The organism is Mesorhizobium sp. M0217 (assembly GCF_040321955.1).
In the GTDB taxonomy this organism is placed as follows: Bacteria; Pseudomonadota; Alphaproteobacteria; order Rhizobiales; family Rhizobiaceae; genus Mesorhizobium.
The window spans coordinates 15,952-36,620 of sequence record NZ_JAMYSN010000023.1 but is presented as its reverse complement, the minus strand read 5'-3'; the positions used below and the strand labels follow the sequence as shown (position 1 = coordinate 36,620).

Here is a 20,669-nt window from a genome sequence, read left to right as displayed (position 1 = left end):
AAAGTTCACGGCACTTGATTCCAGTTCTGCTGTAAATTATAGTTCACGGATGATCGAAGTTCGATCCACTGACGAATTCCGAAAATGGCTCAGAGGGCTCACGGACATTCGCGCCGTAAAGAAGATCACCCAACGGATTGTCCGCGTTCAGGCTGGGCTGTTGGGAGACGCCAAGTTCTTCGATGGCATAGGAGAATTGCGCGTAGATTACGGTCCGGGATACCGCGTGTACTTCGTCCGGCGCGGCAACACGGTCATTATCCTGCTCTGCGGCGGTGACAAAGGCTCGCAGGACAGGGACATCGGAAAAGCCAGGAAAATGGCAAAGGAAGTTTGATATGACCCTCAGAACCACACCATTCGACGCCGCCGAATATCTTGATGATGCTGAGTCTCAAGCCGAACTGCTCGCTGATGCGTTCGAGACCGGGGACGCGACTTATATTGCGCACGCCCTCGGCATTGTCGCGCGCGCCCGCGGCATGACAAGCATAGCGAAGGACGCCGGCGTGACCCGAGAGGCACTCTACAAGGCGCTGAGCGAAAAGGGCGATCCGCGCCTCAGTACATTGCTGGGCGTAACCAAGGCGCTTGGCCTGCAATTGTCCGCAAAGCCAGTTAATCCCGTTTAGGCAACCTTAGCAGGACTTACGCACTCAGCTGAAAACGGGAAGTTCCGCTTCAACTCGACTAGTCCTGCTCCGGCCCATTCCACTCGATATCGCGCGTCGACGCAGCCTGAAGGCTGATGCGCTGGCGCAGTGCTGTGCCGGCGATCTCGGCCAGCGTGCGCCACTGCGCCCGCTTCGGCGCGGGGTCGCCCGGCCAGTCGAGCAGCTCATCGGCATCGTGCATCGCCTGGCGAAAGCTGCCGAGACCACCTGAGCGCAGTGCCGCCGGCATCCCGTAGATCCACATCGCAAGCCTCACCGTCTGCGGCGCCGTCACGTCGGGCTTCACCTCGGCGCCATCCTCCAGGACCGCGTCGGCGAAGCGCCGCGGATCGCGAAAGAAGTGCAGGCCGCTCACGGCGCGCGGATTGCACTCCAGTGGCAGCACCCTGCCGTTGTTCTCGCGCATCAGGTCGAAGGAGATCTGGCCGGTCCAGCCGGCGCCGGCGACGAAGGTTTCGACGAAGCGCCGGGCAGCCGCATCCCCGACTGGCTCGAAACAGATGCCGGCGCCCATGCCGGCGCGATAGAGCGAACTGTAGAGCGCCAGCGCTTTGAGTTCACCCTCGACCGCCACCGCATAGGCGCTGATCTCTTCACCGGCGATGTAGCGCTGCGCCACCCAAGGAGCGGCGGGCGAGGGGCGGACGGCGTCGAGTTCGTCCGGCGATGGCCGCAGCAGTACGTCACGGGCAAAACGCGACCACACCGGTTTGAACACCAATTCGCGCGATTGGCCACGAACGCCGTCGAGATCGGCCTCGCTTTGCAGCAGTATCGTTTCCGGCACGTCGAGCCCAAGGCTCTGCGCCAGCCGGATGAAGGCATGCTTGTCGTGAACGCGGGCGAGCATCGCCATCTCGGGTGCGAAGAGGCGGGCCGGCATGGCGCGGTGCTGCCAGAGACGACCGAGATAAAAGACTTCCTCGCAGGTCGGGATAACGAGTTCGATGCCTTCCGCGCGGACAAGCGCTTCCACCGCCTTGGCATAGGCGTCGGCGGCAAAGCGCGGCGGCGGCAGGCGATGGTAGGCGGCGCAGGCCGTGCTCGCTGCGGCGATCGGCCGGGCCGGGCTGTCGGCCAGGATCACCCGGCGACCGGCGCCATGCAGCAGCCGCGCCAGGTGCAGCGCCACCGGCGCGCGGGCACCGGTGATCAGCACGGTGCTATTGGGCATGAGCCACCGGCATCGGTTGGAAAAGACGAGTCGATGCTTCTGCGGAAGGCTTCATTCGCCATAAGTGCCACATGGCTTGCGTGCCGCCAACGGACTCCACAAAGGTGGCTCCGCTGCGTCAGCCATCGCTTTTTGGCCTTCAGGGCGTTATTGGCAATCTGTCGAACACCCGGATCTCCTCAATGCGCTTTCTGTTTGTCCTGATACTGCTTGCCGGCACCGCCATTGGCTTCGTCTATCCCTGGGCCATGAGCAATTTCTCCGGCCACGAGATCGGCGCCTGGCGCGTCTACGACCAGGGACGGTTTAGGCCTGTGACGGTGACGCTGAAAGCTGGCGACGCGCCGGTCAGAGTGCTGGTCGACCTGACGGCAAAGGCCGAGCGCATTGTCTCGCAGCAGCGCACCGTGCTGACGCTGACTGCCGCCACAGCCGGGCGCACGGTGCTTGCCTCGACGCTGCAATTCAACCACGCCGACAATCCGCGCCAGGTCAGCCCGCAACTGCCCGACAAGATCTTTCGCGACGAGGCCGGCGTGATCGAAACCGTCAGTCCCGGCACCTATCTCTTCACCGCCGGCCCGGGCGACGCCGACGATATCCCGATACGCGCAGTGGATCTGATACTGCGCTCCGGCGCCGGTGAGATCGATCAACGCGCACGGCCGGTTGGCTATGGGCTGATGGCCGTCGGCCTGATCGGCTTCCTGCTTACTCTGGCTTTCGGCGGTCGCCGGCCGGAGAACCCGAACTCGAAGCCGCCACCGCCGCGTTGGGGCAGAGGCTCCTCGACATGAGCGCGGCATGAACTACCGTCACGCCTATCACGCCGGCAATTTCGCCGACGTCGTCAAGCATGTCGTGCTCAGCCTTCTGCTCGACTATCTGAAGCAGAAGGACAAGGCGTTCCGTGTCGTCGACACTCATGCCGGCATTGGCCGCTACGATCTTTCGTCGGCGGAAGCGCAAAAGACCGGCGAATGGCAAGGCGGCATCGGCCGCCTCATCCACGCCCCGATCGAAAAATCGGCGGCTGCGCTGCTTGCCCCCTATCTTGAAGCGGTGCGTTCGCTCAATCCCGATGGCGGGGTGAAGAAATATCCGGGCTCGCCATTGATCGCCAGGCACCTCATGCGAAAGCAGGACCGGTTGTCGGCGATCGAACTGCACGGCGCAGATGCCGCCAGGCTGAAGACGCTGTTTGCCGGCGATTTCCAGACAAGGGTGATCGAACTCGACGGCTGGCTGGCGCTTGGCGCGCATCTGCCGCCGAAGGAAAAGCGCGGCCTGGTTTTGATCGATCCGCCGTTCGAGGAAGTCGGCGAATTCGACCGCCTGGTCGATGGCATGCAGAAAGCGCACAGGCGCTGGCCGGGTGGCATCTACGCGCTGTGGTATCCAATCAAGGACCGCAAAGCGATCATCGCCTTCCGCAAGGCGCTCAAGCAATCCGGCGTTCCAAAACTGCTCGACATCGAGTTCGAGATCCGGCCGGCATCGCGTGAACCAAGCCTCGACGGCAGCGGCATGGTGGTGGTCAACCCGCCCTTCACGCTGGAGCGCGAACTGCGCATCGTGCTGCCGGTCCTGCACAGATTGCTGGCGGTCGAAAAGCCGGCGCACTGGTCGCTGGAATGGCTGGCCGGGGAGTAGCGACGCTTCGCAGCGGGCGACGCCCGCGGCAAAGACACAAAGTCGCTAGAAGTTTTGACGGTGGCGCCATCCGCGAATGCTCAGTTGTGTTGAACGAACCGAAACCATGGAGATGCACATCTAATCGGCTTGGCGTTGACGCTAATCCCAGAATCAGATAGATAGATATCTAATTATTAGATTTCGAATCGAAGCCAAGATCGACAAAAAAGGAACTGGTCAACGCGATAGGCTTCGCGATGTCGCGCTGGCAGGATGCCGTTGAAACGTTCGATGGGACCGTTGCCGAAATCTATGTGCTGAGCGCTGCCGAGCGCCGCTGGCGCGATCAGTCACGGCCCGCGGCCGGCAAACGTCGTAGCGAGGGAGACAAATCTCACGCCGGCGGCGGCTACGACGTTGATTGACCGGCTGGAAAAGCGCGGCTTCGTCAGCCGCCAGCCGGATCCCGGTGACAGGCGCAAGGTTATGGCAGCGGCGGGCAAGAAGACCGAGGAACTCGTCCGGCGCTGCTACCATCCGATCTTCGAGGCAGGTGCCGCATTGCTGGAGAAATACACGGTGGCCGAGATGCAGTTTTGCTCGGCTTCATCGAAGAGGTCGAAGCGATGCAGAAGGTGTAGACCGAGAGGCTGCGCGGCAAAGCAAAACCGGTGCCTTGAGAGAAGGCATCGAAGGATGGTCCGGCGCAACGCCGGTCCGGTTTCAACTGTGTACTGTCAAGGAGACCCTATGCCCCGTATGATCTTCGTCAACCTGCCCGTCGCCGACCTCGCTGCGTCGATGGCCTTCTACAAAGCTCTCGGTTTCGACAACAACCCGCACTTCACCGACGACACCGCAGCCTGCATGGTGCTGAGCGAAACCATCAACGTCATGCTGCTCACCCACGCCAAATGGCGTCAATTCACCAACCGCCCCATCCCACCCGCCAGCTCGAGCGAGGTCATGCTTGCCGTGTCCTGCGACAGCCGCGCGGCGGTCGATGCGATGAACGAGGCGGCGGCGAAAAATGGCGGCGCCGCCGACATCAACGCCCAGCAGGATTATGGCTTCATGTACAATCGCAGCCTGGCCGACCCTGACGGCCACGTCTGGGAAGCGATGTGGATGGACCCGGCCGCCATACCGAAGGGCGACGCCAAGCAAGGCTGAACCGGGTTTCAGCACCCCGCCGGCCATGGCAGGCCGCTTTTCCTAAATGGGCAAGGCGAGCTTTTTCAAAGGTCAGGACGATGGTTTCGCAGCTTCGCACCGGCAAAACCGGTTGCGGAGCGGGAAACCATCGTCAGTGCGACCGCTTGACCGCGCGCCGCCGAATCCGCAAAGTGGGCGCAGTCGACCTTTGAGAGGCTGCCATGACTCGCTTTGCCAAATCCGCTTTTGCTGCCCTGATTTCGCTTTGCACGCCGCTGGCCGCACCCTTTGGCCAGCCAGCGCAGGCCGCCGATCTTTCCGTCTATTCCGACGAGGACAGCGGCGTTTGCGGCGAGGCCTGGGTGCTAAGCAAAATCTCCAGCCGCTTCTCCTACCAGGTGCATCACGTGCCGCATCTGCCGGATGTTTCGATCACCGATTTCCAACGCATCCACCAGCATCGCTATCTCCCGGCCAGCGAAGAATGGCCGATCGGCCGCCGCTATTGCGGCGCCACCGTCAGCCTTTCCGACGGCCGCGCCCGCACCATCTGGTACTTGATCGAGGAAGGCCAGGGTTTTGCCTCGATCGGCGACAATGTCGAATTCTGCGTCTCGGGCTTCGACCGCTGGATGGTCTACAACGGCCGCTGCCGCGTCCTGCGCTAAGGTCGGATAAGAACCGCCGTTGCACCTGCCATCTCCTGCAAGGGGGAGATCTGATGTCGCTCCGGTTTCGCCAATCTCCGAACTGCTGCCGCTGCCTCACATCGCCTTCCCACCAGATACGTAAGCGCAGATCAGCTCGACCAACTGCTTCTGCAGTTCCGGCGCGTCGAGCATGTCTCGCCGCGCGGCATTGTGGATGACGCCCTCGACCGCTGAGGACAGCACCCGGGCCACGGTCTCATTGTCCTTTCTGCGCCTGCGATATTGCGCCACCGCCGCCGTGTAGTGATCGAGATAGCGCGATTGGAACGAGGCATGGGCGGCGCGTGAGCCGCGATCGCCCGGCGCCTCGTCGAGCAGCACCTGATGCAGCGTCGGATGGATGCTGTGCGCATCGATCATGCCGCGCACCAACTCCTGCGCGAATCGCTTGAGCGGCTTGTCGCCTTCTGCTGATTCGGCGATCACCGACAGCACCTGATCGAAATGTCGCCGGCGAATTGCTTCGACCAGCGACAGCTTGTCGGGAAAATATTGATAGAGCGAGCCGATGCTGACGCCGGCCGCATCGGCCACCTTGTTGGTGGTGAAGCCGGCCCAGCCGAGCGCGCTCAGAACATGAGCACCGGCTTCGATGAGCGCCTCGACCGTCGCTCTCGAACGCGCCTGGCGCGGCTGCTTGCGCATGCGTGAGCGCGGCTTTGCAATGCGAGTAGACATGTCTGCTCCAGCAGCCAAGAATATAGATAACATACTCACATTTTTTGCAAAGGATATAGACCATGGACGCGCTGGATTTGCTCCGCAGCCTCTTCGTTTATCAAGCCTGGGCGAACGGTGAATTGCTGGAGAAGCTTGCGGGCCTCGACCAGCAGGAGCATATCGATCAGCGCCACACGGCGAACCGTCTCATCAACCACAACCTTGTCGTATCGAAGATATTCGCCGCGCATCTTTCCGGCACGCGTCATGGCTATGCGTCCGACAACACCGACGACACACCGGCACTCGATGAATTGAGCGCTGATGTCGCTGCGATGGATCGTTGGTATCTCGACTATATCGAAGCCGTCTCGCCAAAGCTCATGTCAGAGCCTGTGCCTTTCACCTTCACCGACGGCGACAGGGCGATGATGTCACGCAAGGAAATGCTGACCCATGTCGTCACGCATGGCGGCTATCACCGCGGCGAGATCGGGCGGATCCTGATGCAGATCGGCATTGCGCCGCCGTGGGATGCGTTTGCCGTCCACCTCCACCACGCCGAGCCTTGCGCTGGCTGCAGGTGCGCGAGCGGGTTGGCGCTTAGGGGCCTGCACCCCTTGGCTTCCAAGGGATCGCGGCTTCCCGGGAGGAGGATTCCCCGATCTTTCGTTTCCCATTTCCGTTTGGCATCTCTTGCGCCGAAGCTGGCGATCTCCCTTCTCGTCGGGGAGACGTTCGACACAACAGGCTGTCCCTTCAAGTGCTGTCTTTCCTGGCTTCCGTCCACCCACTCGCAATATACGAGTAAAAAGCTCGCGTGTAATTTAGTGCTGTTCCCGCGACCACTGGGATGAAGCAAGATCAGCCTCTGCGGTGCGATGATGGTTGCCATCCGATAGGTCGCCGATGACCGCGTGAGATCGACGGCGTTGCAAGAGAATGTGAGCTTGACGAGAAGAACGTGTGAGTCGCGATATCAGAGATTTCTCTCGCAACAGTTCGCTGCGAAGCGGGAAGATTTCTTGCCGATTTCTGTGCCGATCATTCCGATAATGCTCTCAGCGTAACCGAAACTTAATCTGCGAAATTCTATGTAATGCTTCGCTGGCTAGATACGCACGAGTCAGATATGCATTAGCTCGCCGGGTCACTCACGGCCATCGGCACAAACGCAAGGGGCATCGCATGGCAAAGACCACGACGAAGGCGCCGGCGGCGAAAGCGCCGGCAAAGAAAGCGGCACCGAAAGCTGCCGCGAAACCTGCAGCAGTAAAGAAGGCAGCACCGAAGGCAGCGGCAAAGCCGGCCGCCAAGGCAGCGGCAAAGCCGGCAGCTAAGGCAGTAGCAAAACCCGCCGCCAAGGCAGCAGCGAAACCCGCCGCCAAGAAGCCGGCCGCCAAGGCTGTGGCGAAGCCTGCTGCGAAGGCAGCAGCCAAGCCCGCCGCCAAGAAGCCGGCAGCCAAGGCAGCGGCAAAACCCGCCGCCAAGGCTCCGATGAAGGCCGCCGCCGCCAAGTCGACGGCAGCTGTGAAGAAGGCTGCACCGGCCAAAAAGCCAGCCGCCAAGAAGAAGTAACAGCGGACCATCTCAAAGCTCCCGGGAACTTTGCCGACTGGCAGATTCCCGGGAGCTTTTTTGTTGTGATTTAGGTCTTGTTTTGATGCATGTCGTTCTCTCGAAATTGACGCCACTTCTGTGAGACATGCATTGGCGATTTCATTGTCGGCGGATTGGCCGCCTGGTTTTGCCCTTCTGGCAGTTGCTCCCTCAGGGAAGATCGGCCAACACTAAGGCGGTCGCATCCGATGGGGTTCAGGCGACGCGCTCTAGACCTTTGTTTTACGCGCGTCGTTCTCAAGACCGGAGCCGCATTGTTGAGCGACATGCACTGGCCGTCCGAAAACAGGGAACCGATCATGCCGAAGCTGCTCTACGCGTCCTCATCCCCCTACAGTTCCAAGGTGCGCATGGCAGCACTCCATGCCGGCATTGCCGTCGAGCTGGTGCCGGTCAAGACCGAGGACAAGCCTGCTGAACTGATGTCAGCCAATCCCCTCGGCAAGATTCCGGTGCTGGTGCTCGACGACGGCCGCTCGATCCACGACAGCCGCGCGATCACTCAGCATCTAAACCGCGCTTCGAAGAGCCTGTTGTTGCCGCGCAATGCCGACAAGCGCCTCGAGGCCGAAGTGCTGGAGGCGCTGGCCGACGGCATATGCGACTGCGCGCTGTCGATGGTCTATGAGCGGCGCACGCGTCCGGAGGAGATGGTCTATCAACCCTGGCTCGATCGCCAGTGGACCAAGATCACCGCCGCACTCGATTTCCTCAACGCCAATCCGCCGAAGCTGCCGAAGAAGATCACGCTTGGCCAGCTGGCGTGGCGTGCCTGCCTCGGCTACCTCTCTCTGCGCTTCGCCGGCAAATGGGAAAAGGGCCGCGGCCGCCTGACCCGCTGGGCAGCGCGTTTCGATGAGAAGTTTCCGGGGCTGAAGGTGGCTGTGCCGGCCTGACGGGCGAAACAAAAAAAGCCGGGCGCGAGGCCCGGCTTTCTTGTGTCGTGGCTTGAACGACAGTTAGAACTTCATACCGACGCCGAAGGTGACGCGGTTGTCGCTCTCTTTGACCTTGGTGCCGACACTGTCGAAGCTCTTGGAACCGAAGTCGGTGTAGCGGTACTCGACACGGCCGAACACATTGTCGGTGATCTTGATGTCGGTGCCGACGCCGGCCGTCCAGCCGAGCATGGTGTTGCTGTCGCTGTCGCCGGGGACCGAGACCTTCTGGTTCTTCAGGGCGCCGCCGCCGGTGCCGTAGAGCAGGATTTCAGGGGTCACGGCGTAACCCAGACGGGCGCGCAGCGAGCCTTCGAAGCCGCCCTTGGAATTGACGCCGCCGCTGTCACCCTTGACGCCATTGTAGCCGAGATCGGCTTCAGCACCGTACACGAAGTTTTCCTGCTGCCACTGGTAGCCGCCGAAAACGCCGCCGACAAAGCCCTTGGTCTTGATGTCGGGGCCGCCGTCCTGGACTTTGGCATGACCGCTGAAGCCGTAGCCGGCGCTGAGACCGGCATACGGGCCGGCCCAAGAAGCGACGGGGAGCTCGGCGATCGGGGCCGGCGCCGGGGGCTCTTCCGAGACGACATCGGCAGCAAAAGCGGTACCGCTGAGGGCGAAGAGCCCGAGCGCAACCGCGAGCGGCGCGAATTTGAGATTGGTTTGCATTGTTGTTTACTCCTTAAGCCACAAGACACGTAGGCTTGTTTGTCCTGAGCGCCATCAACCCGTCCGGGGGGTGAAACGGATCTGGCACTCAACGGTTCCGAATGTCGTGTCAAAATGCGGCGGCAGCGAACCTGAAAATGGGTCATTCCCCGGCACGAATGAGGCCGAAGCTTGACGTTGCATCTTCGCAACAGCGAAATGTCAGTACGCAGGCGATGCTGCACTGCACTCGGCTTGGTGCAACGGGTTCAGCGTCCTATATTGCGGTCCTGCCGACCCGAATCCGGGGCGGTGCCGGCGGCGAAAAAGCCGTTTCGCCACATTCCTGCCCCAGGTGGAAACGGCATTTAACCCCTGGACGCGTCACAATGTGCCGCTAGCCGAATTGAGGCGCAGATTGAGGATTGACAGATGATCGAAGCCGCCGGAACGGCGCTGGTGACGGGCGGGGCGAAGCGGATCGGCAAGGCGATCGTCGAGGATCTGGCCGCGCACGGTTTTGCCGTCGCCATCCACGCCAACCGCTCGACCGCCGAGGCCGACGCGCTGGCTGCGAGCATCAGGGACGGAGGCGGCCGCGCCGGCGTGGTAGCCGCCGATCTGATTGACATGGATGCGGTTGGCGATCTCGTCGGCCGCGCCGCGGCAGCGCTCGGCCCGGTCACGCTTCTGGTCAACAATGCGTCGCTGTTCGTCGACGATAGCGTCGAGGACTTCGACTGGGCGGCATGGGACCTTCACTTCGCCATCCATGTGAAGACGCCGGCGCTGTTGGCGCAAAACTTCGCTCGCGCCTTGCCGCCAGGGCAGGAGGGGCTGATCGTCAACATCATCGACCAGCGCGTCTGGCGGCCGACGCCGCGCTATTTCTCCTATGCGCTGTCGAAGTCGGCCTTGTGGACGCAGACCGAAATGCTGGCACAGGCGCTCGGTCCGCGCATCCGCGTCAACGCCATCGGTCCCGGTCCGGCGCTGAAGAATGCCCGCCAGGACGATGATGATTTCCAAAAGCAGGTCGATGGCCTGATTCTGAAGCGCGGCCCGCAATTGGCCGAATTCGGCGCCACCATCCGCTATCTCTGGGAGGCGCGCTCGGTGACCGGCCAGATGATCGCGCTTGACGGCGGCCAGCATCTTGCATGGCAGACGCCGGATGTGACAGGCATGGTGGAATGAGTCCCGCAGACCAGAAACACAAGACGCGCGCCGGCGCCGCCGACGATATGCCGCCCGACATCGAGCTTGAGGATGAAGCGGTCGAGGAGATCGTCGAGCCCGAGGCCACCGGGCCCGATGTCGCCTTCACAGCGATAGACTGGCAGCCGCATGCCGGCGACGCCGACGGCATGGTCGGCGCGGAGGTCATCCAGACACTGGTCAAGCGGCTGCCCAATGCGCCCGGCGTCTACCGCATGATGAACGCTGCCGGCGACGTGCTTTATGTCGGCAAGGCGCGCAGCCTGAAGAAGCGGGTGACCAACTACGCGCAAGGCCGGTTCCACACCGCCCGCATCGGCCGCATGGTGCGCGAGACATCGACGATGGAGTTCGTCGTCACCCGCACCGAAATCGAAGCGCTGCTGCTCGAGGCCAATCTCATCAAGCGCTTGCGGCCGCGTTTCAATGTGCTGATGCGGGACGACAAGTCGTTCCCTTACATCCTGTTGACTGGCGATCACGTCTCGCCCGGCATCTACAAGCATCGCGGTGCGCGCTCGCGCAAGGGGGACTATTTCGGACCTTTTGCGTCGGCCGGCGCGGTCGGGCGCACCATCAATTCGCTGCAGCGCGCCTTCCTGCTCAGGAGCTGCACCAACTCCTTCTACGAAAACCGCACCCGGCCGTGCCTGCTCTACCAGATCAAGCGCTGTGCCGGTCCCTGCACCGGCGAAATCTCGCATGGCGACTATGCCGAGCTGGTCAGCGAGGCGAAGGATTTTCTGTCGGGCCGCAGCCAGAAGGTGAAGACCGAAATCTCTGCCGCCATGCAGCAGGCCTCGCAGGAGCTCGATTTCGAGCGCGCCGCCATTTATCGTGATCGGCTGGCAGCGCTGTCGCATGTGCAGAGCCATCAGGGCATCAACCCGGCCACCGTCGACGAGGCCGATGTCTTTGCCATCCATCAGGAGGGCGGCCAGGTCTGTATCCAGGTGTTTTTCTTCCGCACCGGCCAGAACTGGGGCAACCGCGCCTATTTCCCCAAGGCCGATCCGGCACTGGAGGGGGCGGAAGTGCTGGGCTCGTTCCTGGCGCAGTTCTATGACGACAAGCCGACGCCACGGAACATCCTTCTGTCGCGAGGCGTCCAGGATCAGGAACTGTTGGCCGAAGCGCTGTCCACCCGCGCCGGCCGTAAAGTGTCGATCTCGGTGCCGCAGCGCGGCGAGAAGAAGGATTTGACCGACAACGCGCTGCAGAATGCCCGCGAGGCGCTCGGCCGCCGCCTGGCCGAAACCTCCACGCAAGGCCGGCTGCTCGCCGGCTTTGCCGAGACCTTCGGCCTGCCGAAGCCGCCGGTGCGCATCGAGGTCTATGACAATTCGCATATTATGGGCACCAACGCCGTTGGGGCCATGGTCGTCGCGGGGCCGGAAGGGTTTGTGAAGAACCAGTACCGCAAATTCAACATCCGCTCGACCGAGATCACGCCCGGTGACGATTTCGGCATGATGCGCGAGGTGATGGAACGGCGCTTTTCGCGGCTGCTGAAGGAACATGGCGATGTCGTTCCCGACGACGCGGCAGCCGGTGGAGCAGGCGACGATATCGAAGAAGACATCTCCGGCAGCTTCCCGGCCTGGCCCGACGTCATCCTGATCGATGGCGGCCAGGGCCAGATGAGCGCGGTGCGCAAGATCCTCGCCGACCTCGGCATCGAGGATCGCGTGGCGGCCATCGGCATCGCCAAGGGCCAGGACCGCGATGCCGGCCGCGAGCGTTTCTTCGTCAGAGGCAGGGACTCGTTTTCGCTGCCCGTCCGCGATCCCGTGCTCTATTTCGTCCAGCGGCTGCGCGACGAGGTGCATCGCTTCGCCATCGGTTCGCACCGCGCGCGGCGCAAGAAGGAATTGGTCAAGAGCCCGCTCGACGAGATCGCCGGCATCGGTCCCGGCCGCAAGCGCGCGCTGCTGCTGGCCTTCGGCACTGCGAAGGCGGTCAGCCGCGCGGCAGTCGAGGATCTGGTCAAGGTCGACGGTATTTCAGAGCAGGTCGCCAAGCTCGTCTACAATCATTTCCATGAGAGCTGAGCGCCGGTGACGCCGCTGTCCCGATCAAATGGCAGCAGCCGTTCTTTTCTCGCAGGCCACTCGAATCCCGGCAATCGCGCGCTATTTTCGTCTGGCCAATCGAATCTCGCCTGTTGACCCCCTACATCCGGTTCTGATTTGAGTACGCAGGCAGAAAGAGTCCCTGAGATATGGCCAAGCGCGCGTTCAACCTGCCTAACATGCTTACCTATGCCCGCATCGTCGCGGTGCCGCTGGTGGTGCTGTGTTTTTTTCTCGAGGGGCATCTGAAATCGAGCGACTTCGCCCGCTGGTCGGCGTTGATCATCTTCCTGCTGGCTTCGATCACCGACTATCTCGACGGCTATCTGGCGCGCGCCTGGCAGCAGACGTCCAACATCGGCAAGATGCTGGATCCGATCGCCGATAAACTGCTGGTCGCCACCTGCCTGCTGCTGCTCGCCGCCGACACCGACCGCCATGCCGGCATCGCAGGCTGGTCGTTGTGGGCGGCAATCATCATCCTGTGCCGCGAAATCCTGGTTTCGGGGCTGCGCGAATATTTGGCGGCATTGAAAGTCTCGGTGCCGGTGACGCAGCTCGCCAAATGGAAGACCGCCATCCAGATGGTCGCCATCGCCTTCCTGCTGGCTGGGCCTGCCGGCGACAAGATCTTCCCGCTGACCACGCAGACCGGACTGGTGCTGCTGTGGATCGCAGCCCTCGTCACGCTCTACACCGGCTACGACTATTTCCGCGCCGGCCTCAAGCACATCATGGACGAGTGAGATGATCACCCGGCTCATTTATTTCGCCTGGGTGCGCGAACGGATCGGCAAGCCGGAAGAGGATGTCGAACTGCCCGCCGGTATCGAGACGGTGGCCGACCTCCTGCGCTGGCTGAAATCGCGTGGCGAGGAATATGAGCACGCGCTGCAATATCCTGATGTGATCCGCGTCGCCATCAACCAGGAACATGTCGAGCATCGCGAGAAGATAGCCGGCGCGCGCGAGATCGCGCTGTTTCCGCCGATGACCGGGGGCTGACACCATGTCCGGCGCGCCGACGGTGCGCATCCAGCGCGACGATTTCGACGTTGCCGCCGAGATCGCGAAACTGACCGAGGGTCGCGCCGACATCGGCGCCGTGGTGTCCTTCTCAGGACTTTGCCGCGACGAGCAGGGCCAGCTGTCGGCCCTGGAACTCGAGCACTATCCCGGCATGGCCGAGGCCGAAATCACCCGCATCGCCCGCGAGGCACTTCAGCGCTGGCCGCTGCAAGGGCTGACCGTCATCCATCGCCACGGCAAGATCGCACCGGGCGAAAACATCGTGCTGGTGGTGGCGGCGTCCTCGCACCGGCAGGCGGCGTTCGAAGCGGCCAATTTCCTGATGGATTTCCTGAAATCGCGTGCACCCTTCTGGAAGAAGGAGCACCGCGTGGACGGCACCGATGGCGGCTGGGTCGAGGCCAAGGACGCCGACGACCAGGCTGCGGCGCGCTGGAAGGCGCGGCCCGAATAAATCTCGGCAGCCATGTATTGACCGCATTCCCTTGGCCAAATCGCATCGGCAAAAAGGGAGCAAGGGCATGCTGGACAGGATCGCCGAATTCTTCGTCTTCGGTTTTGTGCCGCTGGTTATCGGCGTTCTGGCCGTTCCCGAGCCTTCCGTCGCCGCCGAGAAAACCCTGAAGGGCGAGGTGATGTATCGCGAGCGCATCGCGCTGCCGCCCAACGCCGTGCTGTCGGTTCAACTTGCCGATGTATCGCTGGCCGATGCGCCGGCCGCCATTGTCGGCGAGCGCAAGGTAGCGCCGGCCGGCCAGGTGCCGATCAAGTTCGAGATCAGCTTCGATCCAACGGTGATCCGGCCCAACATGACCTATGCGCTGCAGGCGCGCATCACCGCCGACGACAAGCTGCTGTTCGTCACGGACTCGCGCTATCAGGTCGATCCGCTCAGCGAGGCGCCGCAGGCCATTGTGCTGAAAATGGTGGCGCCGAGCGACAAGCCGACCTCGGCCTCGCTATTCGGCCAGAGCTGGCTAGTCGAATATATCGACGGTATCGGCGTGATTTCGGAGCCGCAGGCGACGTTCCGGGTCAGCGAAGCCGGCAAGGCCGGCGGCAGCGGCCCGTGCAACGCCTATTTCGCCACCGCCAAGGTCGATGGCGAGACCATCGTCATCAGCGACATCGGCTCGACCTACAAAGCCTGCGCGCCGGAGGTGATGGCCGAGGAAAAGGCGCTGTTCGAGGCGCTCGCCAAGGCGGCGTCATACCGTGTCGATGGCGGCAAGCTGATCATCGCCGACAAGGACGGCCGTGACATTTTGCGATTTAACGCAGCGAGTTAAGATCAAGACTGCGGCGGCGGCGGGGGCGCCGGCGTCAGGCCGAACCGGCGCATCAGGTCCATCAGCCTGGTGCGGTCTGGCGGGCCGCCAGTGCTGAAGATGGCGAAGGCCTCGCGAAAATATTCCGGGCCGATCGCCGCCGGTGTCACCACGCACAGCACCTTGGCTGTCGCGGCGATGTCGTTGTCGAAGCGATGGACCGCGCCGCGCGGAATGCACAGCGCCTGGCCCGGCCCGATATCGTGCCGGTGTCCGTCGACGGTCAGCATCAGCACGCCTTCGATCCCGTACATCGTCTCTTCATAGTGATCGTGGCTGTGCGCCGGGGCGGGCAGGCGCTGCGAGCCGGCGACCGTCAGTTCGAAGGCGGCGATGCTGCCGTTCGACTGGTCGCCGGTAAGCAGGAAGCGCACGGCAAGGCCGCCATGGCTGATTGTCTCGTCGGCCGGATTGACGCTGATCTGGCTAGCTCTGTCTAGCATTTCATCCTCCCACGTGGTAAATTGAATTTACCGAAATGAGTAAACTCAATTTACCAGAGTGTCAATGCCATTATCCGCGGAAGCACCGCCAAAGAAGCCACCGCTGATCGGTGCGCTGCTGCGCGTTCCGGCCATGGCCATTCACCGCAAGCTGATCAGGGATCTCAGGGCGTCGGGTTTCGAGGACCTCAGCCCGCCGCATATGGCGGTGATCCAATATCCCGGCCCGGATGGCCTTCGGCCGAGCGCGCTCGCCGAGCGCGCCGCGATGAGCAAGCAGGCCATGAATCAACTGCTGAAGACGCTGGAAGCGATGGGTTATATCACTCGCTCGGCGGCACCCGATGAGAGCGGCGGGACCGTCGTCCACTTCACCGACCGCGGGCGCGCCGCATACCAGAAGATGGCCGACATCCTGCTCGACGTCGAACGGGAATGGGCCGAGGAACTGGGCGAGAAGCGTTTCACGGAGCTGAAAACGCTGCTCGGCGACCTCTGGGACACGCCGCTCATCCGTTGAAAGCGGCATGAAGCCGAAGCCGGGACCTGACCAAAGAAAAAGGCCGGCGAAGTGCCGGCCTCTTGCATACATTGGTTCGCGTCGGCTCAGCCGACGATCTCGGTGTCGGAGAACCAGTACTTGATCTCCTGCGCGGCGGTTTCCGGCGCGTCGGAGCCGTGCACGGAATTCTCGCCGATCGACAGCGCGTGGACCTTGCGGATGGTGCCTTCGGCGGCGTTGGCGGGGTTGGTCGCGCCCATAACTTCGCGGTTCCTGGCAATGGCGTTTTCGCCTTCCAGAACTTGCACGATGGTCGGCGCCGACGACATGAATTCCACCAGTTCGCCGAAGAACGGACGATCCTTGTGGACGGCGTAAAAGCCTTCGGCCTCGCGGCGGCTCATCCACACGCGACGTGAGGCGACGACGCGCAGGCCGGCCTCTTCCAGCATCTTGGTGATGGCGCCGGTAAGATTGCGCCGGGTCGCGTCCGGCTTGATCATGGAAAAGGTGCGTTCGAGCGCCATGGGGTCGTCCTTGTCTTGAGATGGAAAGTCTTGAGATCGGAATGTGGAGTGGCGGGCTCTATACAAGCCGCCCGGCCCATTGCCAAGGGGAGGCGCCCCGGCAGCGTTATTCGACCGCGACCGCCCGCATGGCCGTTCGCAACGCTGTGGTCAAAGGCAAGGCTTTGCGGGAAAATGGCGATTGCGCAGGCACGCACGGTTTCGAAGGGAAACCAGCGGAATGGAAAGACATCGGACCATGTTTGACGGGACGCGCTGGCCCTACCACCACCTCAGGCCGGGCGACATAAAAGGGAGCCTATTGATTATCGGCATTTTTGCTGCCGTGGGCCTTGTTATGCTGCTCTTTCCGGGACTCCGCACAGATACGAACTTCGGCTTCGGCCCCGAATGGCAATGCACGCTGATGCCGAAGGGCGACCCGATCTGCGTCAAGCTGGTCGGCAAAGAGGGCGCGAAGTGACTGTCAGTATCACTACCGCCTGATAACAACGGGCGGCCGCCGGCGCTCCCAGCCCTCGCGCTCCAGCGTCGGCATCTCATGCTCCTCGCTGGGATAGCCGAGGCAGAAATAGCCGATCAGCGTCCACTCAGGCGGGGTGTCCAGGATTGCGGCCATCTCGGCGGCGTCGAGGATCGACACCCAGCCCATGCCGATGCCTTCCGCCCGCGCCGCCAGCCACAGTGTGTGCACCGCCATGACGGCCGAATAGTCGATGGTCGCCGGCATGGTCATGCGGCCGAGCCCGTGGCCCTGTTGCGTCGTGCGGTCGGCGAAAACCGCGAACTGGCAGGGCGCTTCATTGAGACCGGCGAGCTTCAGCCGGGCATAGAGAGCGGCGCGCTCGCCCGAAAAGCATGCCAGCGCCTCGGCATTGCAGCGCTCGAAACAGTCTCTCACCGCGCCCCGCCGCTCGGCGCTCTCGACCACCACGAAGCGCCACGGCTGGCTGAGACCGACGGACGGCGCGACGCTGGCAAGCTCCAGCAGCCGCTCCAGCGTATCCTCGGGCAAAGCCGTCCGCTCGAAGCGCCGCACATCCCGGCGCCAGCGCAGCAGCGTGACCAGCCCGGCGCGAAAATCATCGGTGAAATCGGGGGGTGGTGGCATGGCGATCAGGAGACTTGTGTGGGGAATAGGCAGTAGGCAGTAGGCAGCAGGCAGTAGGCAGTAGGCAGTAGGCAGTACAGCGCTCAGACCCTATTGCCTACTGCCTATTCCCTAAGCTGCTGCCGCCGCCTCCTTCCAGCAATGCCGGTTGAGCGGACGGGTCGCGTCGTGTCCGACGAGTTCATAGAACAGAATGGTCATTGGCGGCTGCGTCCTCGCGGTCTAATTAGGCGCCTGCGGCTGAAGCGGAACTCGTCGGCGGGAAAAAGATGAAACAGCATTTCATGATGTTCGCGGCCTACAATCAATGGGCCAATGGCCGCATCTACGATGCCGTCGCCGCACTTGACGAAGAAGAGTTCAACCGCGATGTCGGCGCATTTTTCGGCTCGATGATGGGCACGCTCAACCATCTGCTGGCCACCGACCGCATCTGGATGAAACGCTTCACCGGCGAGGGCGACGCGCCGGCAAAGCTCGACGCCATCCTGCACCGCGCATTGCCTGGTCTAAAGCTGGCGCGTGAGGCCGAGGACAGGCGGATCGTCGACTGGGTCGGCGGTTTGACCGAAAAGGCTTTGTCCGGCCGCTTCTCCTACATGACCGTTTCCGACATGCGCACCGTCTCGCAGCGGCTGGCGCCGGCGCTGGGACACGTCTTCAACCACCAGACCCATCACCGCGGCCAGGCGCATACCATCCTGACCATTCTCGGCCGGCCTTCGGTGCAGCTCGACCTGGCGTTTTTCCAACGCACCGACGAAGGCCGCGCCTACGCCTGATCTCCTGACCGCGCTTCCCGTTTAAACGCACGGGAGCGTTAACCGGTGCATTTGCGCGGCCGTCGATGCCCGGCACCAGCTCTGGATCCAAGCCGGGTTTGAGGAGCCTGTCGGCACAACGCTGCCCGGTGACTGGGCCAGATGGCTGGGCTGTCAGTGGCCCGCCTTTTGTGGGCCTTCGGCTCCAGGCCGCCGCAGCCACAACCCGCTCCAACTCCGGTGGAATTTCTGTCGAGAGAATTAAACAAAGTTTAAATATTGAAGCAAAAACATATTTTTTTTTAGCAGACCAGTGCACGCCTTGAGAACTACAATCCTTATTCTTGGAAAAAATAAAGAAACTATAAGGAAGACTCGTGCGTAGCTGTGAGTGCATAAGCATATGTCTGCTTTGGTTTGCTGGCATGTTGCAATGCACAAAGCAGAACGGCAACAAGGAGAGTGTCATGGTTAATATCACTCAAAAAATCGCTAGAACACTGGCGGCGGGTGCAATTATCGTCATTTTTGCCGCTCCCGCGAATGCAGGCGGCGGAATTGGCGTCGGTGTCGGCGCATCTATCGGCGGTGCTGGCGGCATCAATGCCGGTGTTGGCGCTTCGATCGGCGGCAGCGGCGGGGTCAAGGCCGGTGCCGGCGCCTCGGTTGGCGGCAGCGGCGGTATCAAGGCGGGTGCTGGCGCAACGGTCGGCGGCAATAGCGGCGTTACAGCAGGCCTCGGCGCCTCAGTCGGCGGTAGCAGCGGCATTAAGGCTGGCGCTGGCGCGACGGTCGGCGGAGCCGGTGGCATCAATGCCGGTGTTGGGGCCACGGTCGGCGGCAGCGGAGGTATCAATGCCGGTGTCGGCGTCAACGTCGGCAGCGGCATCAACGTCGGTGTCGGCGTCGGCATTGGCGGAACGCCGGGCACGCCCGGTACCCCCGGCACTCCAGGAACTCCTGGAACACCAGGCACCCCTGGGACACCCGGTATCGTCGCTAGCATGTCGAACAGCCAGCTGACACGTATGAAGAAGCGCTGCGTCGATGTGCTCGCCAGCGAGGGCACCTACGACAGCGATCTGCGGCAGCTATGCCTTATGATCTCGCGTCGCTGAGACAGGTTTCGCCGGGAGTGTCGAGCCAGCCGTGAGGCTTTACGGCACTCTCCTACCGCATGGCCCAGACTTCCCGAGGGACATGCGCTGACGAGAAGCCTCCGGCCAGTCGGAAAGCCCGCCGCGCAAGTGGCGGGCTTTTTGTCGCCACTCACAAGGCAACCGATCGCGCCTTTCGATTGCCGGAGTTTTTTATCGTTTAACGGAAACGGTGAAACGCGCTATCCCTTTGTCTTGGTAATTCTCAGGGAAAGCGCCCACGCGCTTCTCCCGGGAAAGCTGCTCACACTTTCCTGGAATTGTTCTGGTTAACCACATTCGAATTGCAGGTAAGATTTTAGGGTTTCATTTGTGTTCCCGCTGCAAAATGGCGAACACAGTGGGAGAAATGGCATGCGGGTCGATCTTTCGCCCACGAGCTTGGGCAGGGTCATAGCAGTCACGGTTGTCGGCACGGCGATCTGTATCGCGGCGGCCTTCCTTGTCGATTCCTACAATTTTCCGTCGCTGTCGCCCGAAGCGTTGCGCTGGGCGCAGCTCACCGACCTGTTGCTGCCGCTCGTGCTGGGTGGATCGTTCTTCTCTTTCCTGATGTACAAGATGCGCCAGCTGGCGATCGCCCAGAAGAATCTGAGCATCGTCGCGGCGACCGACAGCCTGACCGCGGTGTTCAACCGCGGCGCGTTTTCGATGCTGGTCGAGGCCTATCTCGAACAGGCGCGCAGCCAGGCCGTCGTCGATGCCGGCGCCCTGCTGATCGTCGACGCCGATCATTTCAAGACCATCAACGATCGATTGGGCCACGATTGCGGCGATCAGGCGCTCAAGCTGATTGCGCAGACGATCAAGGCCCAGCTGCGCGGCGCCGACATCGTCGGGCGCATCGGCGGCGAGGAGTTCGCCATCTTCCTGCCTGGCGCCGACCCGTCGCAGTCCTGGCTGGTTGCCGAGGGGATCCGGCGGCGCATCCGCGAGGTCGAGTTTGCCCCGGATGGACGGCCCTGTCCGCTCTCGGTGAGCATCGGTGGCGTCGCCTTCAGCGGACCCACCACCTATGCCGACATGTTCCTGACGGCCGACCGGCACCTCTACAAGGCCAAGTCCAACGGCCGCGACCAGGTCAGTTTCGAAACGACCGGGCCGCGCGCCCTGCTCGCCGGCGACCCGACGTTGCATTGAGGGCTGGGACCGGTGCGCCGACAGCTCGGCGTAGCGCCTTAGAGCAATTCCAAGAAAAGTGTGTGTTCCCAGGAAAGCGCTTAGCGCTTTCCTTCGGAATTGCGTCAGAACAAGAGATAGAGTGTCTCGCCGTTTCCCTAAACGATGAAACGCTCTAGCGGCTT

General features: G+C 62.4%; 26 protein-coding genes and 1 pseudogene. 21 read left to right on the top strand and 6 right to left on the bottom strand.

The annotated features are described in order from the left end of the window. Positions 1 to 49: 49 nt before the first annotated feature. Positions 50 to 337, top strand: a complete 288-nt coding sequence (locus NKJ18_RS26335) for a type II toxin-antitoxin system RelE/ParE family toxin (RefSeq protein WP_023672746.1) — start codon at positions 50 to 52, stop codon at positions 335 to 337. A gap of 1 nt (position 338) precedes the next feature. Next, the gene (locus tag NKJ18_RS26330; protein WP_023672747.1) at positions 339 to 632 is read left to right on the top strand and encodes an addiction module antidote protein; all 294 of its coding nucleotides are present in this window, start codon (positions 339 to 341) and stop codon (positions 630 to 632) included. Positions 633 to 690: 58 nt separating this feature from the next. Here NKJ18_RS26330 and NKJ18_RS26325 read toward each other — a convergent pair whose 3' ends face one another. Beyond that, positions 691 to 1,848 (bottom strand): ATP-grasp domain-containing protein, encoded by a 1,158-nt coding sequence (locus NKJ18_RS26325; protein ID WP_031195188.1) that lies wholly within the window; start codon positions 1,846 to 1,848, stop codon positions 691 to 693. 182 nt (positions 1,849 to 2,030) lie between these two features. Between NKJ18_RS26325 and NKJ18_RS26320 the strand changes: the two genes are divergently transcribed. From NKJ18_RS26320 to NKJ18_RS26300, 5 genes and pseudogenes are all read left to right on the top strand, one after another. After that, positions 2,031 to 2,645 (top strand): hypothetical protein, encoded by a 615-nt coding sequence (locus tag NKJ18_RS26320; RefSeq protein ID WP_023831133.1) that lies wholly within the window; start codon positions 2,031 to 2,033, stop codon positions 2,643 to 2,645. 7 nt (positions 2,646 to 2,652) lie between these two features. Beyond that, positions 2,653 to 3,501: a 23S rRNA (adenine(2030)-N(6))-methyltransferase RlmJ gene (locus tag NKJ18_RS26315; RefSeq protein WP_023831132.1), complete on the top strand. Its 849-nt coding sequence runs from the start codon at positions 2,653 to 2,655 to the stop codon at positions 3,499 to 3,501. Between the two features lie 306 nt (positions 3,502 to 3,807). Beyond that, a pseudogene (locus NKJ18_RS26310) lies at positions 3,808 to 3,918 on the top strand (MarR family transcriptional regulator); the annotation flags it as partial. 315 nt (positions 3,919 to 4,233) lie between these two features. Continuing rightward, positions 4,234 to 4,656, top strand: coding sequence for a VOC family protein (locus NKJ18_RS26305; RefSeq protein WP_352760433.1), 423 nt, complete (start codon positions 4,234 to 4,236; stop codon positions 4,654 to 4,656). A gap of 203 nt (positions 4,657 to 4,859) precedes the next feature. Next, positions 4,860 to 5,306 (top strand): hypothetical protein, encoded by a 447-nt coding sequence (locus NKJ18_RS26300; protein ID WP_352760430.1) that lies wholly within the window; start codon positions 4,860 to 4,862, stop codon positions 5,304 to 5,306. A gap of 96 nt (positions 5,307 to 5,402) precedes the next feature. Here the strand turns inward: NKJ18_RS26300 and NKJ18_RS26295 are convergent, their stop codons facing one another. Next, on the bottom strand, positions 5,403 to 6,026 hold the full coding sequence (locus NKJ18_RS26295; RefSeq protein ID WP_031193538.1) for a TetR family transcriptional regulator: 624 nt from the start codon (positions 6,024 to 6,026) through the stop codon (positions 5,403 to 5,405). Between the two features lie 62 nt (positions 6,027 to 6,088). On the opposite strand from NKJ18_RS26295, the gene NKJ18_RS26290 reads away from it, so the two are divergent. From NKJ18_RS26290 to NKJ18_RS26280, 3 genes are all read left to right on the top strand, one after another. Next, positions 6,089 to 6,865, top strand: a complete 777-nt coding sequence (locus NKJ18_RS26290; RefSeq protein ID WP_352760427.1) for a DinB family protein — start codon at positions 6,089 to 6,091, stop codon at positions 6,863 to 6,865. Positions 6,866 to 7,196: 331 nt separating this feature from the next. Beyond that, the gene (locus tag NKJ18_RS26285; protein WP_023673454.1) at positions 7,197 to 7,586 is read left to right on the top strand and encodes a hypothetical protein; all 390 of its coding nucleotides are present in this window, start codon (positions 7,197 to 7,199) and stop codon (positions 7,584 to 7,586) included. 341 nt (positions 7,587 to 7,927) lie between these two features. Then, entirely contained in the window at positions 7,928 to 8,524 is a 597-nt protein-coding gene (locus NKJ18_RS26280) for a glutathione S-transferase (protein WP_352760465.1), read from the top strand. Positions 8,525 to 8,587: 63 nt separating this feature from the next. On the opposite strand, the gene NKJ18_RS26275 is transcribed toward NKJ18_RS26280, so the two are convergent. Beyond that, entirely contained in the window at positions 8,588 to 9,238 is a 651-nt protein-coding gene (locus NKJ18_RS26275; RefSeq protein WP_023673452.1) for an outer membrane protein, read from the bottom strand. A gap of 411 nt (positions 9,239 to 9,649) precedes the next feature. Between NKJ18_RS26275 and NKJ18_RS26270 the strand changes: the two genes are divergently transcribed. From NKJ18_RS26270 to NKJ18_RS26245, 6 genes are all read left to right on the top strand, one after another. Beyond that, complete coding sequence (locus NKJ18_RS26270) at positions 9,650 to 10,414, top strand: SDR family oxidoreductase (protein ID WP_352760425.1); 765 nt, start codon at positions 9,650 to 9,652, stop codon at positions 10,412 to 10,414. After that, a complete protein-coding gene (gene uvrC / locus NKJ18_RS26265) occupies positions 10,411 to 12,486 on the top strand; it encodes an excinuclease ABC subunit UvrC (protein ID WP_023711918.1) in 2,076 nt (691 codons plus the stop codon). Before NKJ18_RS26270 ends, uvrC begins: the two co-directional genes overlap by 4 nt. Positions 12,487 to 12,656: 170 nt before the next feature. Continuing rightward, positions 12,657 to 13,253 carry a CDP-diacylglycerol--glycerol-3-phosphate 3-phosphatidyltransferase gene (gene pgsA, locus NKJ18_RS26260; protein ID WP_023673449.1) on the top strand — a complete coding sequence of 199 codons (597 nt, stop codon included), beginning with the start codon at positions 12,657 to 12,659 and terminating at the stop codon, positions 13,251 to 13,253. Between the two features lies 1 nt (position 13,254). Beyond that, positions 13,255 to 13,512, top strand: a complete 258-nt coding sequence (gene moaD, locus NKJ18_RS26255; RefSeq protein WP_023673448.1) for a molybdopterin converting factor subunit 1 — start codon at positions 13,255 to 13,257, stop codon at positions 13,510 to 13,512. A gap of 4 nt (positions 13,513 to 13,516) precedes the next feature. Then, on the top strand, positions 13,517 to 13,990 hold the full coding sequence (locus tag NKJ18_RS26250; protein ID WP_023733882.1) for a molybdenum cofactor biosynthesis protein MoaE: 474 nt from the start codon (positions 13,517 to 13,519) through the stop codon (positions 13,988 to 13,990). 67 nt (positions 13,991 to 14,057) lie between these two features. Next, positions 14,058 to 14,825: a YbaY family lipoprotein gene (locus tag NKJ18_RS26245; RefSeq protein ID WP_352760420.1), complete on the top strand. Its 768-nt coding sequence runs from the start codon at positions 14,058 to 14,060 to the stop codon at positions 14,823 to 14,825. Positions 14,826 to 14,827: 2 nt separating this feature from the next. On the opposite strand, the gene NKJ18_RS26240 is transcribed toward NKJ18_RS26245, so the two are convergent. After that, positions 14,828 to 15,307: a cupin domain-containing protein gene (locus tag NKJ18_RS26240; protein ID WP_023733884.1), complete on the bottom strand. Its 480-nt coding sequence runs from the start codon at positions 15,305 to 15,307 to the stop codon at positions 14,828 to 14,830. Between the two features lie 64 nt (positions 15,308 to 15,371). Between NKJ18_RS26240 and NKJ18_RS26235 the strand changes: the two genes are divergently transcribed. Next, positions 15,372 to 15,827, top strand: coding sequence for a MarR family winged helix-turn-helix transcriptional regulator (locus NKJ18_RS26235; RefSeq protein WP_023673444.1), 456 nt, complete (start codon positions 15,372 to 15,374; stop codon positions 15,825 to 15,827). 86 nt (positions 15,828 to 15,913) lie between these two features. On the opposite strand, the gene ndk is transcribed toward NKJ18_RS26235, so the two are convergent. Next, positions 15,914 to 16,336 carry a nucleoside-diphosphate kinase gene (gene ndk / locus NKJ18_RS26230; RefSeq protein ID WP_023705335.1) on the bottom strand — a complete coding sequence of 141 codons (423 nt, stop codon included), beginning with the start codon at positions 16,334 to 16,336 and terminating at the stop codon, positions 15,914 to 15,916. A 238-nt stretch (positions 16,337 to 16,574) separates the two neighbouring features. Here ndk and NKJ18_RS26225 point away from each other — a divergent pair, with 238 nt between their 5' ends. Beyond that, positions 16,575 to 16,799: a hypothetical protein gene (locus NKJ18_RS26225; protein WP_023754715.1), complete on the top strand. Its 225-nt coding sequence runs from the start codon at positions 16,575 to 16,577 to the stop codon at positions 16,797 to 16,799. 12 nt (positions 16,800 to 16,811) lie between these two features. Here the strand turns inward: NKJ18_RS26225 and bluB are convergent, their stop codons facing one another. Beyond that, positions 16,812 to 17,447: a 5,6-dimethylbenzimidazole synthase gene (gene bluB, locus NKJ18_RS26220; protein ID WP_023705333.1), complete on the bottom strand. Its 636-nt coding sequence runs from the start codon at positions 17,445 to 17,447 to the stop codon at positions 16,812 to 16,814. 269 nt (positions 17,448 to 17,716) lie between these two features. Here bluB and NKJ18_RS26215 point away from each other — a divergent pair, with 269 nt between their 5' ends. From NKJ18_RS26215 to NKJ18_RS26205, 3 genes are all read left to right on the top strand, one after another. Beyond that, a complete protein-coding gene (locus NKJ18_RS26215) occupies positions 17,717 to 18,229 on the top strand; it encodes a DinB family protein (RefSeq protein WP_023673440.1) in 513 nt (170 codons plus the stop codon). A 446-nt stretch (positions 18,230 to 18,675) separates the two neighbouring features. Then, complete coding sequence (locus tag NKJ18_RS26210) at positions 18,676 to 19,326, top strand: hypothetical protein (protein WP_023689083.1); 651 nt, start codon at positions 18,676 to 18,678, stop codon at positions 19,324 to 19,326. Between the two features lie 393 nt (positions 19,327 to 19,719). After that, on the top strand, positions 19,720 to 20,505 hold the full coding sequence (locus tag NKJ18_RS26205) for a GGDEF domain-containing protein (RefSeq protein ID WP_023705331.1): 786 nt from the start codon (positions 19,720 to 19,722) through the stop codon (positions 20,503 to 20,505). The last annotated feature ends 164 nt before the right edge of the window (positions 20,506 to 20,669 follow it).

Coding starts and splice junctions, on each gene's coding strand:
- NKJ18_RS26335 (WP_023672746.1), top strand. CDS start 50: ATGATCGAAGTTCGATCCACTGACGAATTCCGAAAATGGCTCAGAGGG.
- NKJ18_RS26330 (WP_023672747.1), top strand. CDS start 339: ATGACCCTCAGAACCACACCATTCGACGCCGCCGAATATCTTGATGAT.
- NKJ18_RS26325 (WP_031195188.1), bottom strand. CDS start 1,848: ATGCCCAATAGCACCGTGCTGATCACCGGTGCCCGCGCGCCGGTGGCG.
- NKJ18_RS26320 (WP_023831133.1), top strand. CDS start 2,031: ATGCGCTTTCTGTTTGTCCTGATACTGCTTGCCGGCACCGCCATTGGC.
- NKJ18_RS26315 (WP_023831132.1), top strand. CDS start 2,653: ATGAACTACCGTCACGCCTATCACGCCGGCAATTTCGCCGACGTCGTC.
- NKJ18_RS26305 (WP_352760433.1), top strand. CDS start 4,234: ATGCCCCGTATGATCTTCGTCAACCTGCCCGTCGCCGACCTCGCTGCG.
- NKJ18_RS26300 (WP_352760430.1), top strand. CDS start 4,860: ATGACTCGCTTTGCCAAATCCGCTTTTGCTGCCCTGATTTCGCTTTGC.
- NKJ18_RS26295 (WP_031193538.1), bottom strand. CDS start 6,026: ATGTCTACTCGCATTGCAAAGCCGCGCTCACGCATGCGCAAGCAGCCG.
- NKJ18_RS26290 (WP_352760427.1), top strand. CDS start 6,089: ATGGACGCGCTGGATTTGCTCCGCAGCCTCTTCGTTTATCAAGCCTGG.
- NKJ18_RS26285 (WP_023673454.1), top strand. CDS start 7,197: ATGGCAAAGACCACGACGAAGGCGCCGGCGGCGAAAGCGCCGGCAAAG.
- NKJ18_RS26280 (WP_352760465.1), top strand. CDS start 7,928: ATGCCGAAGCTGCTCTACGCGTCCTCATCCCCCTACAGTTCCAAGGTG.
- NKJ18_RS26275 (WP_023673452.1), bottom strand. CDS start 9,238: ATGCAAACCAATCTCAAATTCGCGCCGCTCGCGGTTGCGCTCGGGCTC.
- NKJ18_RS26270 (WP_352760425.1), top strand. CDS start 9,650: ATGATCGAAGCCGCCGGAACGGCGCTGGTGACGGGCGGGGCGAAGCGG.
- uvrC (WP_023711918.1), top strand. CDS start 10,411: ATGAGTCCCGCAGACCAGAAACACAAGACGCGCGCCGGCGCCGCCGAC.
- pgsA (WP_023673449.1), top strand. CDS start 12,657: ATGGCCAAGCGCGCGTTCAACCTGCCTAACATGCTTACCTATGCCCGC.
- moaD (WP_023673448.1), top strand. CDS start 13,255: ATGATCACCCGGCTCATTTATTTCGCCTGGGTGCGCGAACGGATCGGC.
- NKJ18_RS26250 (WP_023733882.1), top strand. CDS start 13,517: ATGTCCGGCGCGCCGACGGTGCGCATCCAGCGCGACGATTTCGACGTT.
- NKJ18_RS26245 (WP_352760420.1), top strand. CDS start 14,058: ATGCTGGACAGGATCGCCGAATTCTTCGTCTTCGGTTTTGTGCCGCTG.
- NKJ18_RS26240 (WP_023733884.1), bottom strand. CDS start 15,307: ATGCTAGACAGAGCTAGCCAGATCAGCGTCAATCCGGCCGACGAGACA.
- NKJ18_RS26235 (WP_023673444.1), top strand. CDS start 15,372: ATGCCATTATCCGCGGAAGCACCGCCAAAGAAGCCACCGCTGATCGGT.
- ndk (WP_023705335.1), bottom strand. CDS start 16,336: ATGGCGCTCGAACGCACCTTTTCCATGATCAAGCCGGACGCGACCCGG.
- NKJ18_RS26225 (WP_023754715.1), top strand. CDS start 16,575: ATGTTTGACGGGACGCGCTGGCCCTACCACCACCTCAGGCCGGGCGAC.
- bluB (WP_023705333.1), bottom strand. CDS start 17,447: ATGCCACCACCCCCCGATTTCACCGATGATTTTCGCGCCGGGCTGGTC.
- NKJ18_RS26215 (WP_023673440.1), top strand. CDS start 17,717: ATGAAACAGCATTTCATGATGTTCGCGGCCTACAATCAATGGGCCAAT.
- NKJ18_RS26210 (WP_023689083.1), top strand. CDS start 18,676: ATGGTTAATATCACTCAAAAAATCGCTAGAACACTGGCGGCGGGTGCA.
- NKJ18_RS26205 (WP_023705331.1), top strand. CDS start 19,720: ATGCGGGTCGATCTTTCGCCCACGAGCTTGGGCAGGGTCATAGCAGTC.